This is a genomic window from Candidatus Neomarinimicrobiota bacterium (assembly GCA_016784545.1).
Lineage (GTDB): Bacteria > Fidelibacterota > UBA8477 > UBA8477 > JABMPR01 > JABMPR01.
The window spans coordinates 54057-75001 of sequence record JADHUM010000007.1 but is presented as its reverse complement, the minus strand read 5'-3'; the positions used below and the strand labels follow the sequence as shown (position 1 = coordinate 75001).

Annotated in this window: 13 protein-coding genes; all 13 read right to left on the bottom strand. The window is 44.2% G+C overall.

The window, feature by feature from the left end; translation table 11 throughout:
- Positions 1-10: 10 nt before the first annotated feature.
- Positions 11-1015, bottom strand: a complete 1005-nt coding sequence (locus ISR87_03040; protein ID MBL7024404.1) for a PorV/PorQ family protein — start codon at positions 1013-1015, stop codon at positions 11-13.
- Between the two features lie 26 nt (positions 1016-1041).
- Positions 1042-1701, bottom strand: coding sequence for a hypothetical protein (locus tag ISR87_03035; protein ID MBL7024403.1), 660 nt, complete (start codon positions 1699-1701; stop codon positions 1042-1044).
- A 31-nt stretch (positions 1702-1732) separates the two neighbouring features.
- Positions 1733-3952, bottom strand: a complete 2220-nt coding sequence (locus tag ISR87_03030; protein ID MBL7024402.1) for a hypothetical protein — start codon at positions 3950-3952, stop codon at positions 1733-1735.
- 33 nt (positions 3953-3985) lie between these two features.
- The gene (locus ISR87_03025) at positions 3986-7135 is read right to left on the bottom strand and encodes a TonB-dependent receptor (protein MBL7024401.1); all 3150 of its coding nucleotides are present in this window, start codon (positions 7133-7135) and stop codon (positions 3986-3988) included.
- 161 nt (positions 7136-7296) lie between these two features.
- Positions 7297-9411: a fibronectin gene (locus ISR87_03020; GenBank protein ID MBL7024400.1), complete on the bottom strand. Its 2115-nt coding sequence runs from the start codon at positions 9409-9411 to the stop codon at positions 7297-7299.
- Positions 9412-9419: 8 nt separating this feature from the next.
- Positions 9420-12578, bottom strand: coding sequence for a TonB-dependent receptor (locus tag ISR87_03015; GenBank protein ID MBL7024399.1), 3159 nt, complete (start codon positions 12576-12578; stop codon positions 9420-9422).
- Positions 12579-12598: 20 nt separating this feature from the next.
- Positions 12599-13606: a PorV/PorQ family protein gene (locus ISR87_03010; protein ID MBL7024398.1), complete on the bottom strand. Its 1008-nt coding sequence runs from the start codon at positions 13604-13606 to the stop codon at positions 12599-12601.
- Positions 13607-13866: 260 nt separating this feature from the next.
- The gene (polA, locus tag ISR87_03005; GenBank protein MBL7024397.1) at positions 13867-16593 is read right to left on the bottom strand and encodes a DNA polymerase I; all 2727 of its coding nucleotides are present in this window, start codon (positions 16591-16593) and stop codon (positions 13867-13869) included.
- A gap of 98 nt (positions 16594-16691) precedes the next feature.
- Positions 16692-18032 (bottom strand): 30S ribosomal protein S12 methylthiotransferase RimO, encoded by a 1341-nt coding sequence (gene rimO / locus ISR87_03000; protein MBL7024396.1) that lies wholly within the window; start codon positions 18030-18032, stop codon positions 16692-16694.
- Between the two features lie 43 nt (positions 18033-18075).
- Complete coding sequence (gene ftsY, locus ISR87_02995) at positions 18076-19011, bottom strand: signal recognition particle-docking protein FtsY (protein ID MBL7024395.1); 936 nt, start codon at positions 19009-19011, stop codon at positions 18076-18078.
- A gap of 36 nt (positions 19012-19047) precedes the next feature.
- Positions 19048-19608 (bottom strand): CDP-alcohol phosphatidyltransferase family protein, encoded by a 561-nt coding sequence (locus ISR87_02990; GenBank protein ID MBL7024394.1) that lies wholly within the window; start codon positions 19606-19608, stop codon positions 19048-19050.
- A gap of 18 nt (positions 19609-19626) precedes the next feature.
- Positions 19627-20289: an ATP-binding cassette domain-containing protein gene (locus ISR87_02985; GenBank protein ID MBL7024393.1), complete on the bottom strand. Its 663-nt coding sequence runs from the start codon at positions 20287-20289 to the stop codon at positions 19627-19629.
- Positions 20286-20942, bottom strand: a complete 657-nt coding sequence (locus ISR87_02980; GenBank protein MBL7024392.1) for an ABC transporter ATP-binding protein — start codon at positions 20940-20942, stop codon at positions 20286-20288. Before ISR87_02980 ends, ISR87_02985 begins: the two co-directional genes overlap by 4 nt.
- Positions 20943-20945: the final 3 nt, after the last annotated feature.

The window sequence follows — 20945 nt, the reverse complement described above, 5'->3', positions numbered from 1 at the left end:
GATCATTTATCTAATATGTAAATCTTACGGTTATCATCTGAACTTCATCCAGGATTCCAAAAGGTATGTACGCATAATCAACCCCGAGACCAAAACGTGAAACGCCAAAACCAAAGGAAGAAGCTCTTTCATCGCGATTGTCGAGATAGCCATATCGTAGATAGAGCATATCCAGGAGCTTATACTCCATACCTATATTAAGATATTCTGGATAGGAACGTGAATGAACAGCATCCACACTCATCATTAATGAGTGGGCATCAGAAAAGTTGGGGATGAGATCAATCAAATCCATAGAGAGACCCATGGTGAATGTTAGAGGCAACTGGAAATTTTCTTCCAGATAGGCGATTTCATTTGAAAAATTCCTCACATTCATTCCGAAGGATATTCCCTTAAACCCTGTATCAAATAGGGTTCCAAAATCAAAAGCTACTGCCGAAGTAGAAAACTTCTGAACAGAAAGACTATCTTTCACATCTGCTTGAGTTGGATGGATCTCAACAACTGCTCCACCGAGCTGCTGTACTGCATATTTAATCTGTGAACCGATTGAAAACCTATCAGACAGACTCACCGCATATCCAAAACCCAGACTGAGAGCAGAAGGTTGAATGGTATGCGTTTCAATCCATCCTGGTTCGTGACCCCAGACCATGGTTCCCTGCATATCACCATAATTTACTGATTGAGCAGTGACCCCAAATACACCATACTTATTATTGGCAGGTTTATAGGCCATGCTCAGCGTGGTATGATTGATATCGGCAATCCAGGTATTCTTGCTGGCTACGATGTCCACCGTACCCTCCATTTCAGCCATACCTGCAGGATTGAAAAAGAGAGAACCTGAGCCGTATGGCATGGTGGTCATAGCTCCTGCCAGGGCTGCTCCTCGTGCATCTGAAATCACACTGAGGAACTGGAATCCTGTTTGAGCCAGTTTTGTAAATTCTGCAAACGCCGTACTCGAAAGAAGCAGGGTCATCAGAATGGCTAGTCGTTTATTCTTCATATCATGTCCCTCAGCGATTGATCATTCTATTGCTCGCGCATAAGGACGACGCGAAAATCATCCAATGTTGTTGCTTCCATACGAGCTAACTCAAATAAGTAGGTCCCCGCATCAAGTTCGAACTCATACCTGCCCTTTATGGTTGGTACTGGACCAGGTAAGCTATACAGACTGGCAACCAGTTCTGGTGACATATCGTCGGACGCTAAATCAATCCGAAGCATACTCCCCGAGTTGTCAGCAAACAGACTGGGTTGAGCGTGGTGATTCAGATAGATCACATAGGTCCCTGGGGTGGTTACATTCAGCAGGCGAAACGATAGACTGTCGGCAGTGAGCCGGGTGACATAGACCGTATCATTTGCTGCAAACGAGGGACGTCCCGTGGTTCCCAGGGCCGTATATATGTCTATGAGCTCCAGGGCATTGCTCGTATCCACAGCCATGATTACCGTATCCAGACCACCTCCTGCCAGGAGGATACCAAGATTGGTTCCATCAGCATAAATTGATGCATTTCTCATTCTCAGGCTAATCTCGAGGGTGTCTGCCATGGAATAGACAGCCGCTTCATCCACGGCTGATAATTCAAACTTTTCATCCTCAAAATCCTCACAGGTAACGAGAACCAGACCGAGGACGAGTATCCCCATTACAAGCTTTAAATATTGATTCCACTTCATCATTTTAAAAAATCCTCCGTTGGGTCTTAAGCCCTTAGCGAATGACTACAAATTTTCGGATTACTTTATCACCGTCTGGTGTCTCAAATGTTGCAATATAAACACCACTAACAATAATCTGGCGCGATGATGTCATGAGGTTCCAACTGGCAACACCACTTCCCACATGATTATATGTATATATCTTATCTCCACGCTCTGTGAAAATATTGATCTCACATGCAGCGGGTAAATTCCAGAATTTGATACTGTTCTTTTCACCAACGTACTGGAGGGTTTCATTTGAAATCACGTAGGGATTTGGAACGATAACCACGTTGTCAATACTCTCTGCTGGCGGTTTCAGCATGGAAGCACCCTTGTTGGTTCTGGTAAAGAAAAGGCTGCTGCGCAATGGGATTCCAGGTTCTAATTCGTTTGTGCTCCCATCATCATAGGATATAATGTAATAGAAATATAATTGGCCTCGTTCGGCTGACATATCTGAAAACTCATGAGCCAACGAACCATCAGTCACATTAAGATCAGCAATCTCATAATAGGTTGAGTCATACTGACCCTTGGCACGGTATAATTTATACCCTTCAAAATTTGGGTGTGACAATGAGGCATTCTCAGCCCAGGTCAGGTAAATCCTGTTACCCTGTGAGATCACTTCAAAAGATTGAGGCGGATCAGGAGGTGTCATACTCCCCATGTCCATCCCATTTTTATAGAGAAAACGGGCCCGACGGAAGGTTTCCATGAGACTGTCACGACTCGTGTAAACCCAGGAATTCTTGTACTCATCTGCATCAGCAACGCTTGTGAGTGTCTGCATTGATCCATCAGGCATTTCAGCTGTAGGAGTTTCACCTAATGCAACATGACGAAACCAGGTATTACCAACCTTTTGATTCATCTCACGGTTGAGGCCAGCAGCGCCCTCTGCCACAACAATCCGTACTGTGTCACCAGGTGCCATGGTGTAAGGACCAAATGACCAGGTCTGTGAATACCCACCGGCAGTAGAAAATTGATCAGGAAACTGACCCTGGGATTTCACTTGCTCAGAATGATTTAGAGGTTCATGACCAGCTGCTACAAATTGGGTGTACCCTCGCTCCATACGAGAACTACTGAATTGATCATTGTTGGTCGTCTCAGCATCGTTGGATTCAATTTTTTGAGTGGTAGAAGGTTGATAAACATCATCGGAATGATCGCTTGCTGATACATCGGCATGCAAAACGACTGCTCCCATGAATTGAGATGCACCCATTAAGCCATCAGCCAACCAACCCTGATAGTTTGGTGAACCGATGTTATCGTAGCTCAGTGTGGAATGACGACCATGCCATGAAGTGTAGGCACGCATCATTTCATTATCGTAATCGTACTCATCAATCCCCATACGCCCGTAGTCTGGGGCGCCTGAAAACATGGATGTCGTCTGAGGGCTATCTGGATCCTCTCCAATGACGCTGTTCATGGTATTCATACCCCAGCGACAGTTCTGAGGAGTTCCCCATCCCCTGCGGCCACGCCAATCAATACCGGACCCCTCGACAGTACCTTCACCAGCAACAGCATTTCTAAACTGCCAGTGAAAATAGACACCCTCTAAAGTATTGCTGTGACTGATGGTTTCATCTTGACTGACAATACCGGTGTTTACAAATGTGTACTCATAAATAAAGAAATTGTCATAGTATTGCTGACTGAAGGCATAAACATTTCTATCAAAGGAAATACCCGTGGAGGTGTTTACTGAATTGTATATCTGACGGTCAGCTTTTTGGAAAACATCAAATCCACCATCATCCACCAGATCATCCCAATCCAGATCCGAAGCCAATTCCCCATCAACTATAATGGTTGGTGCTGCAAATCTTCCCGTCATACCAAACGCCGTGGGCATAAATTCATTGGAGGCAATTTCCGGACGTGGGCGAGGTCCACAATGGGCGATCTTATAATCAAAGGTGGCGTTTGCCACGGGATCTTCGTAGTTGGCAACTGCAATCCACATGCCCTTGGCTGCCTGCATGTCCTGGTGATCATAAAATGCATTCCAACGCATGCCAAATTGTTGTTCAGCACCGACATCTTCCTCTGGTTCTGATCCAATTGCTTGATAGAAATTATGCAAGCTTCCAACTTTTATCCACCGGAATTCAGCGGCAAAGTTCAGGCTTACAAAAGCAAGGATCAGTAATAGAATTACCACACTTGAAGGTGTACTGATCTTGATTCTTGATAGATTTCGTTTCATATGAATTCCTTGAATAATTCTCAATACTTCGAATTAGAAATTATAAGCCAGTTTCACACCCACAAAAATGTCACGGGGTGCCAGGAACATGAGCGATTCATTTGGAGGATTGGCAATGTACGCTTTGTCATCAAGTACTTTCTGAATGGTGGCATCACCCACCTGAGTCCAGTCACCATCAGCTGCTGAATAACTCATATACATATTCTCTTCTTCAATCCAATAGTAGACGTTTTCAACGCCACCCAGTGCTGAACCATCGTTCGCATAGGCAGAATATTGAAAATCCATGGCCTGATAATCAACATCATCTGGTCGGTAGTCACCCAGGCGATCATCACCGCTGATATGGTTGAACCCAAGCTCTTCGTACACTTCCTCGCCAAAGTGGAGTGATTCCTGGTAATCCACATAGTTCTGGCCAGTGGCCATACTTGCTGTTGAGAAATGCTTGAAGTTGAAAAGGTTGTAGGCTTCAGCCAGGAAGGTCAGATTGACGTTCCCCATGTGGTAGGTCTTGGAGAGCTTGCTGTTTACATTATAGGAATCCTTCCAGCGGACATTGTTAATAATGCCGGCTACATTTCCATAAGTTGCATACGCTCCAGCCACCCAGCGGCCAGTAAAGGACAGATGCCAATCGCTGAGAATTTTGTCTCCCGCAAATGTTGGACCAAAGTTCTTAGGGGTATGAAGGCCAAGATTGAAGTTAACCCGAGGCTGTGGCAATGGTTTATACTGAACCTGCCTGGAATAATTTGCTTCTTCTTCGCGTTGTTCGGCTGGATTGCGATAAAAATTGCGAACCCCGAAACGACCTGAACTATAAATAGAGTAGGTGTAGTTGAAAAATGCAGTTATCCAATCGCCGCGACTCTTACTCAATTCGAATTCAAATCCACGGATATCCTGATAGAAGATGGCAGCATATCTGGAGTAGTCTACCGTATTACTCTCGAAGGTGATGGTTGAGGATTGATCCGATTTATCTTTATAATAAGCAGAGAGGTGCAATAAATACTGATCAAATATTGCCTGATCATATCCCAGTTCAAATGCCACCGTCTTTTCCATTGGCAATTCAGGATCACCAAAAGTGGACATTTCACCACCGGTCACGCGGCGCACGCCAAAGAGTTCATCAGGATTAAATTTCTGACGCATATGACCATAGTTAAAGTACAATTTTGAATTGATTGAAATGGGATGAGAGATACCTATTCTGGGTAGGAGTGTGAATGTTCCTTTAGCCTTCTTGGTTGGGATTTGATCCTCAATATCATCAGTATAACTAGACGAAAAGAAAATGTCATCATAGTCATCTACATCATACCAATCTGTATTGGGATCGAAATATTCTGCACGCAAACCGATGGAGGCGATCCACCCATCAAACTCCAGCTTATCCTGAACATAGAGCCCCATCTGATAAGGACTTCTATGCCATTTGCTGAAGGGTCGCCCAACAGGCAATACGGGATTTATGGCACCATAATTCATGTCATAGTCAAAATATTCAAACTGATAGCCCGTTTTGATTTGATTGTGCTGATTGACCTGATTGGTGTAATCCAACTTGACTTTAATTCTGGATGTGGTTGAGGTGTCCCGAGCATTACTCTTGAGACCCATGGAAAATATTCCAGCTACAGAGGCAGAGGTTCCATCATCAAATCCAAAAGGACCTTCATCAGTCAAATATTCTGCTTCACCCGGGAAAATATCAAACAATGTGGAATCGCGGCGTTCACCAGGATTTGTATCATAACTGGTTTTGGAATACTCAACTATACCTTCATAGTAAGAGTTGGTATTGATGAGGGTGGTCAGTTTCGCTGAAACCATATTGGTATTAATATCTGTGAGACAGTAATAATCTGGATATAAAAGTTTCCAGGACTGTTGAGAATTGGTACCAAAAACGCTGGCAATACCCCAGGTACTGGTAAATATGCTTGGAGTACCTGTCCCACTTGAGGTTGAAGCGGATGTATTTTTATTGAAAGTTGAAATGGATAGTTTCATTTTTGAATTGATATCTGATGTGAGTCGCAAGGTTGCCACCCAGTCTCTATAGCCATCCGTTGACATGGGTGTGAGATACATTTCCTGGGAGCCTGAGTAAGATGCAAAGAATCTTAGATTGCCTAGAGCCTTGCTGATACCTGGTACGGGTCCCCCAAATCCAGCATCAATTTGATAATCTGGTTTGGTGATATGGCCTTGTCTGCGAACTTGCCATTCAAATAGACGCTTGGCACCTGTGGGTGTCAAATCATTGGTGGGATCATCATCTGAAAGGAGTTGTTCTGATACTTGATTCCAGCCACTGAATGCTGGATATCTACTTTGAGTGAATGCATCCCAGGCACCGTTATCTGTACCGGTCCAGGCAACATCATCATCCAGATAGGGTCGCATAAAATAGGCATCTTTGTCAAATAGAGACATGCCAAAGTGTTTGGGTGCAGGTGGACTATATCTATAGGATAAACTCATGGAGTAGCTGTCCTTCCCACCCTCACGAGTCACCACATTGATAAGACCAGACTGGAGATCACTATATTCAGCATTAAATCCACCTGATTGTATCATTATTTCTTTTACCGAGCTCAAGGGGATACCTGAAATGGGGGCTCCTGTACGATCATCCTTGAGGGTAACACCATCCATCATCATGGTCATTTCATCTGCGCTACTACCGCGAATTGAAAGCCCTTCAATACCTGCCTGAAGACCAATAACATCACTGACGCTATTAATGGGCATATCGACGATCTCATCTGAGCTCAAGTTGCGCTGACTTGAAGCTACATCCTGCCGCACAACGGGTTTCGTGGCTTCAATCACCACTTCTTCTCCCTGGAGAGCCAGGCTTGATAGCCTGAAATTCTGGGTTGTGTTCAAATCAATTCTCACCTGAACATCGCTGTATGTGACAGAAGCGTATCCTATATAATTAGCGGAAAGATTGTAAGATCCAGGTGGTATGCTAAGGATGGCGAAATACCCATTAAAGTCCGTGGCAGCACCAACTCCCAATTCGCTAATCATTACATTCACACCAATAAGGGGCTCACCGGATTCATTATCTGTGATAACTCCAGAGATTTTTCCCGTCGTTGATGCGAGTATTGCTGTGCTTAATAAACACAAGAGCAACAGACTATACAGCTTCTTCATTTCCTAATCCTCGATTTATAATGCTTTTGAACACAAATTTTCCAATTCGTCAACATTAAAGCGGAACTCAAAAAAATATCCCTAACTAATTTCTTGCCATAAATATAACCGACAAAGAGTTAATACATAAACTTTATTAACTCTAATATTTCAATACCAGATCACCTGATAATGAGAAATTTTCTGTAGGTCGATCGACCATCTGGTAATTCAAAATGAGCAAGATACACGCCGCTCACTACAGTCTGCCTAAAATCAGTCAATTCGCGCCATTCCTCATCCCCACTACCATCTGTATGATCGATTGTTTTAACCAAATCCCCGCGTTCCGTATAAATACGTATGATGCACTGACCAGGAATATCCAGAAACATGAGTTTGTTTGACTCACCCAGATAATCCAGCTTGGTTCCACTTCTTCGAATGTTAAAAGGATTTGGAACGACTCTGATAGCATCCAGATCTGTTCCGGCTTGTCGCTTCAGAACGGCTGATTTTGTGGTTTGGGTATAGTATCTACCACTATGTAGAGAACCCTTCGGATTCATTTCAGTCTGATTATTCGATCCATCATTAAAAGCTACAATGTAATAGTAGTAAGCTTGCCCACGAACCGGCGTCGTATCATCGAAATAGTAATCAATTGTTGGATGATCAGTGCCAACACCACAGGCAAAAATTTCTTCATGGGTGGTATCCGGCTTGCCAATGGCTCGAAAAATCTTGTACCCAGCAAAGTCAGATTCAGACTCAGAGGGGCTGGCCAACCAGCTCAGACTAATTCGATCTCCCCCAGATTCAACATTGAAATTTGTTGGGGGTTGAGGCGGTTGTGGAATATCGAAGCCATTATCAAAATTTCTCAGAGCACGGCTAAAGGTCAGCATGATTGAATCCTTACCCGTGTATACCCATGAATTTTTGTAGACATCCTTGTCAGTCGTTGTTGAACCATCAGGAAGGTCGAATGGACCTGTATCAGAGGGATCCCGATAAGCTTGCTGCCATCTTGCCCCAATCTCTTCACAAGCCTGACGACTAAGACCACTTACGCCTTCTGCCTCAATGATGACAACACTCTCACCATGAGCCAGATCGAAAGGTCCATAGGTCATCATGACATTGGTACCACCGCCATCACCATGGATGGTTTGAGGATCAAGTCTGTGAGTTATGGATGTAAGGTTCTCCTCATCCATCCTGCCCGTGCCACCCAGTCCGCTGTGTGGGTTGCCACTTAACATGCTGTAAACTGCTGTCATGCCGGGAATATCTTCTACCCGCTGGTAACCGACACTTGGATATGTATCTCCTGCATGCCACCCCAGGAAGGTAGGTTGATTAATGTTATCACTGGAGTCTGATGCACTCACATCAACATGCAGAATGGCTGATCCTGTATTGTGGGGGGAAACCAGCCGCCCGCTGCCATTCACATCTGGTGCCCCGATATTGTCCCAGGTCAGGAGATTTGATTGACCCAGATATGACCAACCAGCTCTGATCCAATCTTTGATAGGATCGGCCACCGTAATAGCATCCTGATAGTGATCTGCATAGGTTTCACCACGTCTGGTCACCCAATTGTGTTTTCCATAGGACTGACTGCCCTCAGTATATGAAGCTGTCTCGCGACCCATACTATAGCGAGTCCCCCACCCCATGCGAACCCCTCGCAATGAGTCGGTGAGCTCAATATCAGCATCCCAGTTAATATTTCCCGTATTGGTGAAGGTGTAGATTTTGATAAAGTAATTGTCATGATATTGCTGGCTATATGCTAGAATTGTACGCGTTTGGGTCAGACCCATTGATGTATTCACCACATTGGTAATGATTCGATCAGGAATCTGATTCTCATCCAGCGTATCAATTTCGTTGGCAAAAATGGATGTTAAATCCTCGCCGTCTACATAGATAGTGGGATTGACGAATTTAGCACTCTCAGTGATTGACATGGGGAATAATGATATCCCCTCGTCACCCAGATAGAAATAGACGGCATATCTGGAAAAGTCCACGCCCTCCTCATCCTGAAAATCTTTACAGGCAATCCAGGCTCGTTTGATAACTGAGTTGTCCTGATAGGGATATTGGGCAGGCCAACGCAACCCTTCATAATAGGTGCCTGTCCAGGCCCGTTCGGAGCCGTATGCAGAGAAATGGGACTGCAATGAACCCACGCGGAGATACCGCTTCTCCGAAGCCGAGACCTGAGCAAAGCTATTCATAGCAAACAGGGTAAGGCACAGAGTAATAATTGTCATTTTCTTCATTATGAACCTCAAAACTTAATTCTTACGCCAATAGTGAACTGGCGAGGATTAAGAAAACTCATGGACCGGATATTAGGCATATCAATATAGGCCTTGTCTTCAATCAATTTGTCAATGTCTGACTGGCTGATAGGTGTATCATCCCAATCATTTGTGCTATCATTCCATTTTCTGTAAGTATCATTGCTCTCGTCCCAATATATCTCGTGGGATTGTGGTGCTCCCTGGACAATTCCGATACTGTCAACAGCAAAAATGGGTCGGTATTCAGTATCCCATGATCTATATACACCTAACTCATCATTCCCGTGCTCAGTACCTTCTTCCCATGGGAGATGAAGTGAAGCGCGATAGGCTTCCCAGTCTCTGCTTCCTGCAAAACCAGCATAGCTCAGCCATTTTGAATTCAAGAGATTAGAGATATCCATAAAAAATTCAAGATCTCCCATATCTGACTTAAAGGTTCTAGATAACCGACTACTGATGCTATAGGTATCCACCCAGGGACGAGAGCGTGTACGATTATTTTCTGTCCAATTCCAGGTAGATCCCGCCCGAAAACTGGTCAGGAAGGTCAGTCCCCAGTCCTCCAGTGGTCTGAAACCACCCAGGGATGGTCCGTATTTTTTGGGAGTATGCAGTACCAGATTCATACGTGCAAAAGGAGTGGGTACAGATCTTGATTCAACTGGATTGATATTGTTATAATCCCGCTGCTCAATAGGATCCTGATAATAATGGCGTAAACCAAAGTAACCTGATGTTTGCACCATATATGTGTAATTAATAAAACCTGTTAACCATCTTCCCTCCAGCTTGGATAGAGTGAATTCCATACCTCTGATATCAGCATAATTGTTATTCTCAGGTATGATGTAGTTAACCGAACCGCCTACATTCGTATAAGTGATCCATCCAGGTTGTTTGGATACATCCTTGTAGTAGGTAGCAACATTTAGGAGATATTTCTCATAGATACTGTGGGAATAACCAAGTTCATAGGCAATGGTTCGTTCCATCTCTAGATTTGGATTCCCGATTGAAGTTACCTGTCCATTGGATTCTCTCTGCAAACGGAATCTATAGGATGAGGCAGGTTCAGAATGAAAATGACCATAGTTAAAGTAGAGTTTGGAGTGATCCGTAATGGGATGTGAGACACCCAGACGAGGGCTGAGCGTCCAGATACTCTTGGCATCTTCTGTTTCAGCAGTTTCCTCCAGATCAGCCCCATACCCCTGACCAAAGGTCGGATCATATATATCCAATTTATAAATGGGAGCATTGGGATTATTTAACTCAGCTCGTAGACCTACATTTGCTATAAATCCTTCATACTCGAGTTTGTCCTGGACATATAGAGCCATACTAAAGGGAGGTCGATCATAAATCTGATCTCGGGTCCAGGTATCTTTATCACTTTCCGTAGATGAACGTATCTGCAAATCAGCATAATTGAAGGCGAAACCAGTTTTTATCTGATTTTTATCATTCACCTGACGTGTGTAATCGATTTTAATTGAATGATTCTGAATAAGACTGTTATCTCGGCCCAAATTCATCCACTCCCCACCGTCATAGCCGTAGGGAGCCTCATCTCGCCATACCCCGGGAGAAATCTCATACAGGCTGTCACTTCGCGCCTCAGTACCAAAAGTTGAATACTTATTTCTTAAATATTGATAGACCACTTCATAGAAACTGCTCTCGTCCAGCATATGGTTGAGTTTAAAACCAACATTCGTGCGGTAGATATCTGCCGGGCTATAATAAGCCGGCATGAAGAGTATGTTACTCCCACCCTTCACCAGACTGGCCACGCTATAGACTGAGCTAACCATGGCCCCAGTTGGTGTCGTCGTCCAGCTATAGGTACTCGCCGATCGATCTTCTGAGTAGGCAAAGGTTGAGGTCAGCTTCATGTTTTTAGAAATGTCAGAATTCAATTTCAACCTGGTTGTATTTGATGAATAGGCATCCCGCACGAGAGGTACAACAAAACCTGTCCTTTCGCTGCGATGACTGAGGTAAAATCTCGTATTTCCAAGGGATTCCATCCCGGGAACACCTCCACCAAAACCAAAATCAAGGGTGTAATCAGGATCAGTAATAAATCCTTCTCTGCGGTGCTTCCACAGGAATTCCCGCTGAGCTGCAGCAGGGGTCAGATCATTGGTGGGATCATCATCCTGGAGGGTGATCAAAGAGCGGGCATTCCACCCTTCAAAATCTGCATATTGAGCCCTTGTATAGCTGTCCCAACCTGTCCATTCCCCATCGCCATTGAAATCTTCAAAAGGTTCATTGGGATCATACTCCTGGTTGGAGTTTAAATCTTCATAATTCTCACCAGTGGTCCCCATCCAGGCCACAGCATCGTCAAGATATGGCCTCAAATAGTACGAAGTAGCATCATAGGGAGAAATTCCAAAGTTTTTGGGAGCAGGAGGCGAATAATAATATGAAAATGATCCTGTCATTCCGGTTTGGCTACCTTCGGCAGTAATCACATTAATGATTCCAGAGCGAATATTTCCATATTCTGCATTAAAACCACCGGATTGTACCTGGACTTCTTTCACTGAACTCAGGGATAGTGCCAGGGTCGGCATATTTGAACGTCCATCATTCAGCTGAAACCCATCCACAATAAAAGCAGTTTGTGAACTGCCGCCACCGCGTATGGAAACGCCTTCGGCTCCTGCCTGTAGACCAACCAGGCTGGCCACATTATCAATTGGAATTTCAGAAATGGCTTCTTCTTTTATATACATTTGACTGGCTGATAAATCTTTCACAACAACGGGTCGGGTGGCTGTGACGCGGACTTCCTCTACACCAAGCACTTTGAATGTCATGTCATGATTGATGATTGTGGTCTGATCCATTGCCACTCCGACTTCTTCATTGATAATGGGTGCATAGCCGATCATCATAAAGCGCAGGGTGTAGTTTCCTGGTGGGATATTCAAGATATAGTATTGACCACGCATGTCTGTAGTTGCACCCACACCAAGTTGATCAATGACAATGTTGACACCAACCATGGGTTCACCGTTTTGATTGTCACGAATGGTTCCAGAAATTTTTCCCGTTTGTCCACCGAATACCAGGTTCAGGGCACCAAGAAGAATAACGGCTCTTAAAATATTTTTTGTAAAAGTCATGTGCTTATCCTCCCCAGATCTCAGAATGAAAATCGTGCTGAGACACGATGCACTTCGTTCCACACGCCTTTTGGTGTGTAAGCATAGTCAAATACCAATCCGAATTGTTGAATTCCCACCCCAAAGGTCAGGTCATTCTGATCAAAACTATCTGTATTCTCATCTTCACTTGTATAGAATCCCGTCCGCAGGGCAAGGAGACTGACCGGTTTATATTCGAGGCCGATTTTCAGTTGCTCCGGATGTGAACGATAGTGCAGAGCATCAACAGCCACCTGAAGCTGCTGATTTCCCATACTTTCACGAAACAGATCAAACACATCCATACCAATCCCTAATGAGAAGGTCAGGGGCAATTGGAAACTCTCTTTCTCCATTTTTATTTCATCGGAGAAATTGCGAACTGACATACCGAATGCCAGGCTATGCCAACCCGTTTTAAAAATGGTACCTACATCAAAAGCGTTTGCGAAAGCAATATGGTTTTTAACAGTATCAGCATTGCCATATTCGTCAGGGTAGACACTTCTTGCATAATTTAAGCCAATATATTTTATCTGACCTCCCACTGCGAATTTATCACTGAGGGCAGTGGCATAACCAACACCAGCAGCATAGGCACTGGGTCTAAGCATCTCAGTATCGATATAGCCCTTATCGTTCCCCCAAACCATGGTTCCCTGCATCTCACCGTAGTCGACTGTCATGAGAGAGGCTCCGATGACACCATACTTCCCATCAGCAGGATTGAAGGCCACCGTAAATAAATTGTGGGTGATATCGCCGATCCATTGATTCTGACTGGCCATAATGTCTATGGTGGCATCCATGCGTGCCATACCAGCTGGGTTGAAAAGCAAGGAGGCGCTTCTCATCTCAATGATGGTCATGGCTTCTGCCATCCCACCGCCCCAGGCATCTGAGCCAACGCTTAAGAATTGTGCCCCTGTTTGACCCAATTTATTCTGAGCAAAACCAACCTGTACCAGCATACTTGCAGCAAGAGTGATTATGATCAATTTCTTCATGACAGATCCTCCATCAACAGAACGTCTCATATAAATCATTTCTATTATTTATTGCCCCCTGAAAACCAAACCAGTCATTTTGACCTGTGCGACAGCGTGCAACATATTTCAATTAAACAATCCTGAAACAGGACCATTTAATGAATCACCAAACTGATAAAACAAATAGCATGTGCCCAAAATATAACGCGGGTTAGTTAATTCGGAATATTTATTAACTCGTAAATCAGGGAAATTTGGAGATTTTTTTCCCGTGGAGGCTAGTGAGCTTCCAACCAATTGTCACCTATTCCAATATCAACTGTAAGAGGAATATCCAGATCAACAGTTCGCTCCATGGTCTCTCTAGCCAGGGGAGTTAGCGCTTCAATTTCATCCTCTGGAACTTCAAACACCAGCTCATCATGCACCTGAAGGATCATCTTGGTCTTCAATCCCTCTGCTTTAATCCGCTTATGGACCTGGATCATGGCCAATTTGATGATGTCGGCAGCAGTTCCCTGAATGGGCATATTTGTGGCGATGCGTTCTGCTCCTTCTCTGCTCATTCGATTTGAAGCATCAATATCCGGGACGGGACGCCTTCTACCAAAGAGGGTCTGGACGAACTTATTTTCACGGGCAAATTCGATGGTCTCATCCAGATAATTTCGAATACCTGGATAGGTATTGAAGTAATTGGTGATCAATTCAGCCGCTTCTCCCCTGCTTATTTCCAGTTCGTTGGACATGCGAAACGGACCAGCCCCATACATAATTCCAAAATTCACCACCTTGGCGCGACGACGTTGATCATCTGAGACACCAAAGAGGTTGGTTCCAAAAACATGAGCTGCTGTGGCAGTATGAATATCTTCACCATTCTTGAAGGCCTGAATGAGGCGCTCATCCTTGGAGTACTGGGCCATCAACCTGAGTTCTATCTGTGAATAATCAGCGGCTATAATTTTCCACCCACTGGACTGTGGTCTAAAAGCCTTGCGGATGTCCCTACCCAATTCAGTTCGAACCGGTATGTTCTGAAAATTTGGATTGGTGGAACTCAAGCGACCCGTGGCAGCAATAGTCTGGTTAAAATTGGAATGAATTCGACCTGTTTTCTCATGAATCAACAATGGCAAAGTGTCTGTATAGGTGGATTTGAGTTTGGCAACTTGCCGGTAATCCAGCATATAACGGGGAATGGCATGTTCCTTGGCCAATATTTGCAGGACATTCACATCAGTGGAATAGCCTGTCTTGGTCTTGCGAATGGGTTTGATGCCTTTTTTCTCAAAGAGTATCTCAGCCACTTGACGCGGAGAGGCCACATTAAACTCTTCACCGGCTTCTTGGAAGATGGCTTTTTCCAGGCGGACAAGTTCCTGCCTCAGGCTCACTGACATTTCATTCAGAATTTTTGCATCCACAAAGGTCCCCTCACGTTCCATATCCATGAGGACTGGAATCAGGGGCAAATCTATGTCATTGAGAACTGAAGTGAGTTTATCCGTCTCAATTTTTTCAGAAAGGATCTCGTAGAGCTGGTAGGATATATCAGCATCCTCAGCTGCATATTCACTAATGACATCCAGGGTTACCAGATCCATGGTAATCTGGTCTTTACCCTTCCCTATCAATTCTTCAATATGAATGGGATCTATACCCAAATGCTGGACACTGAGGTCATTCATTCCATAACCACGTCCACCTGGATTCACCAGATACCCTGCGATTTGTGAATCAAAACCAACACCGGCTACTTGAATTCCATAGCTTTTCAGGACAGATAAATCAAATTTGAGATTGTGACCCGTCTTTTTGATAGACTCAGAGTCCCAGAATGGTTTTAGCTCTCTCAGGACGATATCAATATCCTCAGCAGTAAAGCATCCATCAGGCGGATTGGGATATTTTACGGCTATGTACACGGCGCTATTGGCTTCCCAGGCAAAGGATAATCCAACAATCTCTGTGGTGAGGACATCCAGACTGGTGGTTTCCAGATCGAAGGCGACCATTTTTTTGCTCTTGAGGATTTCCACCAGTTCAATAAGCTCTGGAATGTGTTTTACCACAGTATAATTGCGTGATCGCTCCTCACGAGCAGGTGCATCACCTGATGCGTAAAGTGCCCGTACATCATCAAGAGGCTTCATGAGGTTGAACAGTTCAAATTCTTGAAAAACACTACGGGCTGCATCAATATTCATGGATTCGATACGAATCTCTTCCCAGGTGGGCATATCTTCCATATCGGTTTTTATGGTAACCAATTCACGAGATAACAATGCCTTTTCCTTGTTCTCCTCCAGCTTGAGCTTCAATTTTGGATTTTTTACATCATCCAGTTTCTCATAGAGCTCCAGCATGGTCCCATGTTCCTGAATCAGCTTAACGGCTGTTTTGGGGCCTACACCAGGGACACCGGGCACATTATCAGAGGCATCTCCCATAAGTCCCAATAAATCGATGATTTTTTCTGGCGGGACTCCCCACTTTTCTTCAACGTAGGCGGATGTCCAGACCTGATTGTCCTTGGGATTTACGATTTGAACCTTGTCATTGACCAATTGGGCAAAGTCTTTATCTCCAGATAGAACTTTTACTTCAAAGCCCTGTTCAGCTCCAAGTTTCGAAAGGGTTCCAATAATGTCATCAGCTTCAAAACCTTCACGCTTGACGTAAGGTATATTTAGTTTGGTGACGATATCATCGATCACAGGCAACTGAGCTGCCAATTCATCAGGCATCTTTTCACGAGTCGCTTTGTAATCTGGATACTGCTTATGTCTAAAGGTCTTCTCCTTGGTATCCATGATAACCGCCAGATATTCTGGATTCTCACGGGTCATGAGTCGCAGCAGGGCATTCATAAAACCAAAAATGGCACTCACCAATTGCCCCTTGGAGTTGATCAGGGGATTTCTAATGAAGGCAAAATGAGATCTATAAACGAGGGCTGAACCATCTATTAAATATATTACTTTGGATTTTTTATCGGTCATATCGTATCCTGATTATGAGTTGAAAGATGCTAAGATATAAGCATTTCCACATGCTTATGCCAGCAAGAAGTCTGGCAATCATTAGCCGAGAGAAGTATTTAGGTGATATTGCCCAGTGGAATGAAGGTACTGCCTGGTCCTGATGCATATAACTCATAAGCGCCGGCATCATCTATTTTCAATTTGACAATACTTCCGGACTCATAAACACCTGAAACAATTACCTGCTGGTCTATCTCAGGGGCATCCCAGATGGTGCGACCCAGCATTTGCTCTTCGTTATCTGGATCAGGACTATCGATGATGATATCCAGTTCTGTGCCGATCAACGCCTGATTATTACTGAAAGCAATACTATGCTGCAAATCCATGACGGCATCCATGCGAGCTATTTTGACCTCTTCAGGAACATCATCTTCCAGATCGGCCCCACTGGTGTCTTCTTCTTCGGAATAGGTGAACACGCCTAACCGATCAAATTGGATTTCTTCCAGGAAGTTCAGCAGCGTATCAAAATCTTCATCTGTTTCACCAGGGAAACCCACAATTACTGAGGTTCTCAATTTAAGCCGAGGGATTTCCCGTCGGAGTTCAAGCAGTAATCTTCTCAGACCATCAGCATCCAGACCACGCTTCATTGCAGTGAGCATACTGGTAGATGCATGTTGTACAGGAATATCGAGATAAGGCAGTATCCGCCTCGCATTCTTGAAGATGGGAATCAGCTTCCTGGAAAAATGGGAAGGGTGGGCATAGTGCAAACGGATCCATTCCAGACCTTCAACCTCATCCAATTCTGACAAAAGTTCGTGGAGATAACGTTTGGGTTTTAGGTCCCAGCCGTAAGTGGTTGTGTCCTGACCAATCACCATCATTTCCTTCACACCCCGAGCCACCAATGAGCTTGCCTCTTTAATAAGAGAATCTACTTCTCGACTTCGTTGTTTGCCCCGCATCAAGGGTATTGCACAGAAACTGCATACATTATCGCAGCCCTCACTGATCTTGAGATAGGCATAATGGCGGGGAGTCAGCAGCTTTCTTCGATGATCAGGGTCATCTGCCAGATGGGGTTTGGCAGCGATATATTCAAATATGTTTCTAAAATCTTCAGTAACAAAAAACTTGTCAACTTCAGGCATTTCCTGGGTGAGCTGTTTCTTGTAACGCGCTGATAGACAGCCTGCTACAAGTAACTCTTTAAGTTGACCATCGGTTTTCAACTGAGCCGCTTCAAGGATGACTTCCACCGATTCTTGCTTGGCGTCTCCAATAAAACCACAGGTGTTTATAATAATGGTACTGGCATCCTCAGGTTCATCAACCAGTTGTATTCCAGCAGATTCCAAACCACCGGCAATAATCTCACTATCAACAGTATTCTTTACGCAACCAAGACTGATGATGTGGACTTTTTTATTTTGTATTGAGGCAATCATACATAATCTATTTTAGCATCTTCCGGTCGTTGTACCCCACGACTTAAGTCGTGGGGTAGGAACCTACCTCAAATAATGCCTGCACATAACTCGCTGCATCGAAATCCTGGATGTCTTCACGCTGTTCGCCAATTCCAATATACTTCACGGGGATATCAAGGTTATGATGGATGGCAATGGCTATGCCGCCCTTGGCTGTTCCATCTAATTTAGTGAGAAACAGATGGTCTACTGGTGTGACCTCTGAAAACTGGCGAGCTTGAATGAGCCCGTTCTGACCTGTGGTTGCATCTATGACCAATAAGGTTTCGTGGGGAGCGGAGGGAATCACTTTTTTCACGACACGTTGGATTTTATCCAGCTCTATCATCAGGTTCTTCTGAGTGTGCAAACGTCCAGCTGTATCAATGAGAACCACATCTATTCCCCGCTGACGCGCACTTTGAAGCGCATCATAGACCACAGAGCTTGGATCTGCGGCTTCTTTTTTGGTCAGTTCTGCACCACTTCGTTCAGACCATACTTCCAATTGCTCAATCGCTGCTGCACGAAAGGTATCTCCAGCTACCAGCAGGACGCTTTTACCCTGTTTGGTGTAGTGGTAAGCCAATTTCCCAATGGAGGTGGTTTTTCCAGTACCATTTACACCCACAACCAGAATGACATGCGGAGTTTCAGTCACTTCAACAGGTGTTGGATCAGCCTCCATACGACGCATGAGATCAGATTTAAGAAATTCTACCACTGAATTCATTTCAACAACCTGGTTGAGGGGGAAATTTTTCCGCAAGTCTTCGATAATGTCTATGGAAAGTTCAACACCAATATCCGCTGAGATAAGAATTTCTTCGATTTCCTCGATTAATTCATCAGTGAGTGGAACTGATCCCGTAAATAATTTACTGAGACGGTTGCCAAACTGTGTACGTGAACGGCTTAAGCCTTGTTTAAGTCGATTAAATGCAGACGAAAAGATCATATGTTAACACTTTACTTAATAATTATGGTCGAGGCGTTACGAGGGATTCTTAACATCAACCTGATAAAGATGGTAATAACGTTTCAGATATAACACCAAGGAGATGGATCCAATGAGAACAGTAAGATATAGTAAATATTCAGCCCATGGATAGAGGTCAAATATCATGAGGATGAAGGTGATACTGGTGAGGAATATGGACCATTTGCCTGTACGATTGGCTTGCATTTCACGCCTTGAATCCTTGCTAACATAATATCCCAAACCAAATATTAATAGCTCTCTAAGCACGATAAAAGCCACAAACCAGCCTGGGATTGCCTGAGAGATTGGTTTTGCAAAGAAGAGCACACCAAAAACAACAATCTTGTCTGCCATTGGATCAAGGAATTTCCCAAAGCGACTCACTTCGTGGTAGGAACGTGCAAACCAGCCATCCAGATAATCTGAGAACATGGCCATAATGATCCAGAATACGGCCCACATGGGAAACTCTGCAATTCCTCCTTCCCATGTATTCAACAAATACACAAGAGGAAAGACCATAAAAGCCCTGGCCACTGAGGTCACATTGGCAGCGGTAAAAAACTTTTTCATGGATGCATAATTTACCATTTATTGACTAAACCTGACTCCATATTCATCTAATTTAAAGAGGGGGTCAAACATCAGATCCTGAGTACTGCCCACTCTGGCAATTTTGCCATTCATCAGACAGATGATATCCGATGATTCTCTTACAAAATCAGCATTATGCGAGATGACGATAACCCTCGCATTCTTGGCTGTCAAATTATGTAATTTTGATAGAAGCACCATGTTTTCTTTTGCCATCACACCAATCTCTGGTTCGTCAAGGATCAAACGGACCGGTTCGAGATAAAATACGCAAACCAATGCCATGCGACGGCGTTCTCCCCCACTCATGAGCAGAAATGGAAAATCAAGCATTCCTTCTCCATGGGAAAATCCAAGCTCTTCAATAAGACGGATCAATTTTGGCCGGTTTATTTCCTGAGAGAGTAAAGCGCTCAGCTGTTCGCTTACGTTTTCGGCGAATAGGAAACGGTCAAGATGCTGGGGTAAATAATACCACTTTTCTCCAGGAGCATCAGCAGATACCTCAGCCAGAGTTTCTCCGAAGGTGCTTTTTCCAGATCCATTGTTTCCTATCAGGCATACATATCCATCACCACCCAGCGTGAATTTATGAGAATCCAACTCAAAGGTCTGATTGTCTTTATATTTCTTGCTCAATGCTGGAATTGAAAGGCTCATAAGGCAACCAGGTCCACATTGGTTTTATCTAAATCGATGGCATGGGTTCCCCACTCGAGCTCCGAGGAAAATTGAGTGACATGCAAAATTGTTTTTCCAGATAGATGGGTTTTTACCAGGAAAGCCTTAAGCAGTGCTGCCTTCCCTCGATCCAGATACGAGCTGGGCTCGTCCAGTATTAACAGGGGTGCATCTTGGGTCATGAACTGAGCCAGAGCCAGGGATTGCATTTCTCCGCCAGATAGACTTTCCACGCTTCTATCCATGAGTGTTTCCAAACCCAGGGATTGGATAATATCTTGGAACTGTGGATCGGCACGGCGATCCCCCTGATATTGCAGTTCTTCAGCCACCGTTTCTGAGAAAAAAAGGTCCTCTATCTGTTGGGATAAATAGGAAATTTGATTCTGCTTCAGGCCATCGGGATATCCAAACCTAACCCTTTCGTCATTGATGAGTATCACACCTGATTGTGGTGTTTCCAATCCAAGAATGAGCTTAACCAGGCTGCTTTTGCCACTGCCATTCGAACCAAATAGCGTGACGAATGCACCTGCAGGAATACATAGATTCAAATCCTTAAATATAGGTTTTTGAAATGATTTCCAGCGATACGTGAGTGCCAGATTATTGACCTTAATGTGGCACTTCATGGG